This is a genomic window from Candidatus Eisenbacteria bacterium (assembly GCA_030017955.1).
GTDB lineage: Bacteria > Eisenbacteria > RBG-16-71-46 > JASEGR01 > JASEGR01 > JASEGR01.
This window is the reverse complement of the sequence record JASEGR010000009.1, coordinates 1-5828: the sequence shown is the minus strand read 5'-3', so window position 1 is coordinate 5828 and position 5828 is coordinate 1. Positions and strand designations below refer to the sequence as shown.

5 protein-coding genes are annotated in these 5828 nt (G+C 54.3%); 3 read left to right on the top strand and 2 right to left on the bottom strand.

Annotated features, from left to right (window positions below):
- Positions 1–234: 234 nt before the first annotated feature.
- Together QME66_02290 and QME66_02285 are read left to right on the top strand one after the other, a co-directional pair.
- Positions 235–729, top strand: a complete 495-nt coding sequence (locus QME66_02290) for a hypothetical protein (protein ID MDI6807796.1) — start codon at positions 235–237, stop codon at positions 727–729.
- 3 nt (positions 730–732) lie between these two features.
- A complete protein-coding gene (locus tag QME66_02285; protein MDI6807795.1) occupies positions 733–924 on the top strand; it encodes a hypothetical protein in 192 nt (63 codons plus the stop codon).
- A gap of 86 nt (positions 925–1010) precedes the next feature.
- Here the strand turns inward: QME66_02285 and cysK are convergent, their stop codons facing one another.
- Together cysK and QME66_02275 are read right to left on the bottom strand one after the other, a co-directional pair.
- A complete protein-coding gene (gene cysK / locus QME66_02280) occupies positions 1011–1937 on the bottom strand; it encodes a cysteine synthase A (protein ID MDI6807794.1) in 927 nt (308 codons plus the stop codon).
- A 118-nt stretch (positions 1938–2055) separates the two neighbouring features.
- Positions 2056–4023, bottom strand: coding sequence for an asparagine synthase-related protein (locus QME66_02275; GenBank protein MDI6807793.1), 1968 nt, complete (start codon positions 4021–4023; stop codon positions 2056–2058).
- A gap of 488 nt (positions 4024–4511) precedes the next feature.
- On the opposite strand from QME66_02275, the gene QME66_02270 reads away from it, so the two are divergent.
- On the top strand, positions 4512–5327 hold the full coding sequence (locus tag QME66_02270; protein ID MDI6807792.1) for a hypothetical protein: 816 nt from the start codon (positions 4512–4514) through the stop codon (positions 5325–5327).
- Positions 5328–5828 lie beyond the last annotated feature (501 nt).

Here is a 5828-nt window from a genome sequence, read left to right as displayed (position 1 = left end):
AGGCACACTGCCAGGGGGTATGAGGGGGTCGTGGCCGACCCCCTCAGGGGTGACAGCATAGGGATGCGACGAGTAGAGCATCCTGAAGCGTCAGAGGGGCGATAGCCCCTATGAAAGTGTCGTGTCCTGGGGCAAAGACATAGACAAGGAACTTCCGGGACACGACACTAGATTGGGGTCAGCCACTCCTGGAATGTGGTTCTCGCAGAGGTTCAACCCAGGGATTCTGCGAAAATGTTCTACGACGAAGTCTTCAGGATACTTAACAAGAAGAGAGTCAGATATGTGGTGGCGGGGGGGATGGCCGTGGTGCTTCACGGCTTTGCGAGATTCACTGCCGATCTGGGCATCATCCTTCACCTTGAAGAAAGAAACATCGACAGATTCTTCGATGCGCTGCATGAATTGGGATATAACCCCCAGGTCCCGGTCACGAGGGAGCAGTTCAAGGACCGGACCAGTAGAGCGGAATGGATTAGCAGGAAAGGAATGGTTGTCTTTTCATTTCTTCATCCGAGAGAGCATCTAAAGGCCATCGATGTATTCATTGAAGAACCGATGACCTTTGGCACTTTGGCGAAGAACGCAAAAAGGATCAGGGTGGAGGACCTTAGCATCCCCGTTATATCACTGCGCCATCTGATGCGCCTAAAGAAGAAAGCTGGAAGACCTCAAGATGCGATTGATCTTGCAAACCTCAAAGAAATTCAGAAGCTGACGAAGAGATAGCGAGTGAACATGGAAAAACGTCCGTCAGGAAAATGCAGACCCAGTGAACACCTGAAACAATACTTGAAAAGCAGCTACAAAGAGCGACTGGACTGGTTGGAAGAAGCCAATGCATTCAGATCCGATATCGTCATCCGCAAGGTCAGGAAGCCAAAGAGAAAAAAGCCTTCGAGCAAGCTGAAGAGGAACGGCTAGAGGGAGTGCCAAAGCCGTGCGCTCTTTGAGCGCTTCATATCTATTGCTGGACGATTCTCTGCAGAATATTCACGAGGATGCGCTTCTCAAGCGGACTCGTCCCAAAGCCAGGTGCTGAGATAGCGCTCGCCGGTGTCGGGCAGGACAACGACAATCAGCTTTCCTTCGGTTTCTTTTCTCCCTGCAACCTGCAGGGCCGCCCAGAGCGCCGCGCCGGATGAAATTCCGGCGAATATGCCTTCCTCTCTTGCCAAAACGCGTGCCGTCAATCCTGCGTCTTCTTCCTTCACCTGTATTATCTCGTCGATGATATCCCGGTTGAGCACATCGGGAACAAATCCAGGTCCGATTCCCTGGAATCCGTGGGGGCCAGGCTGCCCGCCGGACAGAACAGGAGATTTCTCCGGTTCGACAGCGATTACCCGCACGCTCTTCTTGCGGCGTTTGAGCACTTCGCCGACCCCGGTTATCGTGCCGCCGGTTCCAACGCCTCCCACGAACAAATCAACCTTGCCGTCGGTGTCTCTCCAGATCTCTTCCGCAGTTGTCTTCCGGTGAATCTCCGGGTTTGCAGGATTCTTGAACTGCTGCGCGACAAATGCGTTCGGCATCTGTCCGGCAAGCTCTTCGGCTTTTTCGACCGCGCCCCTCATGCCTTTTGCCCCTTCTGTAAGGACCAGTTCAGCACCGAAGGCCTTGAGGATTTTGCGGCGTTCGATACTGAACGTTTCGGGCATTGTGAGAATCAGGCGATAGCCCTTGACCGCCGCAACGAAGGCAAGCGCAATGCCTGTGTTTCCGCTGGTCGGCTCGATGATGACACTGTTCTTTCTTAGTGCACCTCTTTTCTCGGCGTCATCGATCATCGCGAGGCCGATGCGGTCTTTGACACTCGACTGGGGATTGAAGCATTCGAGCTTTGCGACTATTTCCGCTTTCGTCGTATTGAGTTTGGAAATCCTGACCAGAGGCGTATTCCCGATCAGCTTCGTTATGTCAGGCGCGATTTTCATATGATCCTCCGGTATTCTGCAGCAACGATGCCGCCGTAGATGCGAACGAATGATAGCGTTTCTCCGCATCAAGTTTCGCCGGTGGCAGCACCAAGATCAGGCCCTCTGATGCGCTCCCTCAGCCCAGATAGCAATTATCTATTGACCTGTCTGAATTTGGTCCCCATTTGGCGTCAAAGAGACTGAACGCAACAAGCGGCGAAAACAGGACGCCCGCCCGCGGTCTTCTCAAGGAAAGATCGCGCTCGAGCAGCGACTGCACGCGTTCGACGTTGAAGAGCTCGCGTGGCAATCGATCTACCGAATGGCGGACAAGCTCTTGATACTTCGGGGAAAACGCCAACAATGCATCGATGTCATGATAGGCGCCCTGGTTGAAGGGATGCACGCTCTGCATACTTTGCCAGCGATTCCTGATAGAACTGCGCGCCTTCACACAGAATGAAGACCTCGCTAATGTATCGCGGCAAATGCTTCTGAAACTCCGGACCGTTCGCCAGCTAAGCGGTGAGCACAGTGCCCCCGGAAGGCCTGTCTTCGGGTCCGTGAACCATGCCAGCCCTGGGGAGACATCGCGCAGCGCAGACCTGACAAGACGTCCACCTCTTTTCCACTCGGATGGAATCGATATCGCGAAATCTGCGAGCTCATTATCGTAGATGAGAGAACGATCAACCAAACGTACCCGGTTGGTCCTTGTCGTGGGGGCAAGATCCGCTACGGAAAGAAGATTCTCGAATGGAAAACGATCCACGAGATCCTGGATCGGTCCCCCGCGGGAAATCCATTCCGAGAGATTTCGAATGCGGCGCTCTTTGGCAACGGCAAGGGCATCATTAAGCCCATCGGATAGACCCAACGTGATGAGATTCAAAGGGTAGGTCTCCCGAACCAATGCCGATTCCGACAGGACCTTGCCGATTGACTGGCTCCTGACACACTCCGGCCATGATGCTATCCGTGAAAGAGGAGCAAGATCATTTATGAAAAACCCCTTCAAGATCTGGTCGAAGTAAAGCCCGGTAGTTGCCACACGAATGCCGGCTTCAACCAGCTTGTCGAAGAACGTGACACCCCGGCATGCCAGGAAAGAACCAAACACTCCCTCGTTGATATCCACGGAAGCATGCGCTTGCATGACCGGATAATCGGTCGTCCGGGGCAACTCTATGCAGCGAACGCCACGCGTGGCCGCCACCTTCAATGCCAGCCTGCGTTCTCTGTTCACCATTCCGTCATTCGTGAACGTAATTGCGGATACGCTGTCAGGGGAGAGCGCCAGAATGAGACGCGAGTCTATCCCTCCGCTGAGGAATACTCCCAAGCCGCAGTTATCGGCCGTGCGTTTCGCTATGCTTCTCTTCAGGATGTCTGCGAGTCTGTGTGCCACTTCCCGCGGTGAAGACAGGTTTGTTTTCGCACACGGGTCGAACTCAAAATATCGCTCGATGTCAAGCTTCCCTCCAGCAAGCACGGCGTGTGCTGCCGGAGGCAATCTTCCTATGTCGGTGAAAAGTGTCCTTTCGCTGACCACTTTCTCAAAGCCAACGAACTCAGCCACGGCGATGGGGTCATACTCACGTCCGATATCGCCGCGATAGCGAAGCAGGGCACGGACTGATGATGCAAAAGCGAAATCGCCGTCCCTCTTCCAGACAAAGAGAGGACGAGACAAAAAGCGGTCGGTGTAGAGGTGAAGAGTCTTGCCGCGAGAGTCATAAAGTGCAATGCCAAAAGAGCCGTTCAGACGGCCCGCAAACGTCGGGCCATGTTCCAGGTAAAGATGCAGGCAGTACTCGGCTCTTTGTATCGTGGCAGCAGGTTCCCGGAGTGACTGCGGCACCTCGCCTGCGTCGGGAAACACCTCGCCATCGATGAGAAGGGTGACATTCGGGCTCTGCGCGACTGCAGGTTTCAAGGAAAACTCATTGCCATAGTCAACCGATGCACCGGCAAAAGAATCGCAAATGACTGTGATCAAGCGGTCGTTTGGAGAATAGGAGACGGGCACCGCCATCCGTTTCAAAGCAGCTGGGCCGGTTGTGTTGTCTGAGTAGGCACTCCTGTATCCGAATATCCCTGGCATGTCTGCTTCCCCCTAACTAGGAGGGAGATGGCGTCATGACAGATGTTCCGTGTCTGTCACGGTCGCAACCAAAAGAGATCGTTCCCGTGCTCGTCCCGGCATGATAGGCCCGCTCGAACGGACCATAATACCAGGAAAGAGATACTGTCAACACCTGCAAAGATGCGGCCCGATGTGTACGAGCCCCCTTGCCAAGCAGAACGCAGCAGGCATCTATGCATTCCCATTGGACAAGACGTTCAAGTTCGCAGGGCTGGCAGCACACCAGTTGGGATAAGGCTTTTCTCACTATGCACCAATGACCCATGACCCGGAATGCGGTATAATAGCATCCGTGAACGGTAGGTAGCTCCTCAAAGATGAGTCGGGGGGCGGCGGATCGGTTGTGGTGCCGAACACCTGCCAGCGGTACGGTGGGGCCTTGGTTGAGCGTCCCGGAAGTCAACGGATGGGTCCCTAAACAAAGGATTCCCGAAAGGAGGACAAGCATGAAACGGATGTGTTTGATACTACTTGTTGTTGGTGCATTTATGGTTACACTGTGTCCCTCGCATGCGCAGGGCGGGGCTCTCTATGCCATCTCCGGCGCGAGATACACGAATTCGGTTCTGTACAGCTTGGATCCCGGCACGGGCGCCGTCATTCAGACAGTCGGAAGTGCAGAGCTAACCGGGGACCAACACATAGTCAGCTTGGCATTTGACCCGTGCACCGGCGTCTTGTACGGCTACATCAATGTCTACGAGACATATAACCTGGGAGCGCTCGCCACTATTGATGTCAATACTGGACTCGCATCAGTGATCGGAGAAATCACTCCATTGCAAGTGCCCGATCTGACTTTCAGCCCTTCGCGTATTCTGTATGGCTGGACTGAGGGAGGCGCATGGTCGGACGATCTTGTCACCTTCAATACCGCTACCGGGGGCGTGACATGGGTTGGCGAATCCGGCATCGGCACCTGGGCGACCGGGCCCGGCTGCGATTCAGCGGGCAATCTGTACGTTAAGAACGGTGAGTCTCTGTACAGTGTTAATCCCGTCACCGGGGAGGCGACATTCTTGACATACCTGTCCTCATATACCAACAACACCCTGGCATTTGACGAGAATGATAACCTCTACAGTATATACAGGGGCGAGGGCACGACGTATCTCCTGACAATCGATATTGACACTGGACTGGTGACTACGATTGGGGATATCGGCGTACCCAACATCTCTGCCCTTGCCTTCCAGCCCAAGGGCACGCCCAGCGCAACCGAAGCGAAGACTTGGGGAAGGATCAAGGCACAGTACAAGTAGACTAAATATCCATCTGCGAGTTTTTGAGGGGCGGTCTTCTACTGGGCCGCCCCGTTTTCTTTGATTTGGACATGCCTGAATCCGGGTTGACCTGACCGAGAGCTGCCGCGATGACCCCACGGCACACCGGTCGATTGGGTCACGTTTCCCGTGCCGCGCTATTGGGTGTTGAACGTCAATTGTTTTTCCCGTTGGCGACAATTAGAATTCCCGTTTTTTCGATTTGAGTTCTGAACGCCTCTGATTTTCCGGGAGAGTGGAAGTTCGGCTTCCACAGAGGCTCCAGGACGCACGATCTCAGGTCTCCTTGATTCACGATACCCCCTCTTTTGGCAGGTTTAAGCGGTCAGCCTTCTTTTTCTGGGACACACCGAGGCGGTAGCTTTTGACATTGAGCTCAAGGATCACGCTGTGGTGGACGAGCCGGTCTATGGCTGCCGCCGTGGCGCATTGACTCATCGAAATTGTTACTGAAGGCTGGCTGTTGCCTCACTAGAATGT

Excerpts from the sequence above, each read along its gene's own strand:
- QME66_02275 (MDI6807793.1), bottom strand. The coding sequence starts at position 4,023 with ATGCCAGGGATATTCGGATACAGGAGTGCCTACTCAGACAACACAACC.
- QME66_02270 (MDI6807792.1), top strand. The coding sequence starts at position 4,512 with ATGAAACGGATGTGTTTGATACTACTTGTTGTTGGTGCATTTATGGTT.
- QME66_02290 (MDI6807796.1), top strand. The coding sequence starts at position 235 with ATGTTCTACGACGAAGTCTTCAGGATACTTAACAAGAAGAGAGTCAGA.
- cysK (MDI6807794.1), bottom strand. The coding sequence starts at position 1,937 with ATGAAAATCGCGCCTGACATAACGAAGCTGATCGGGAATACGCCTCTG.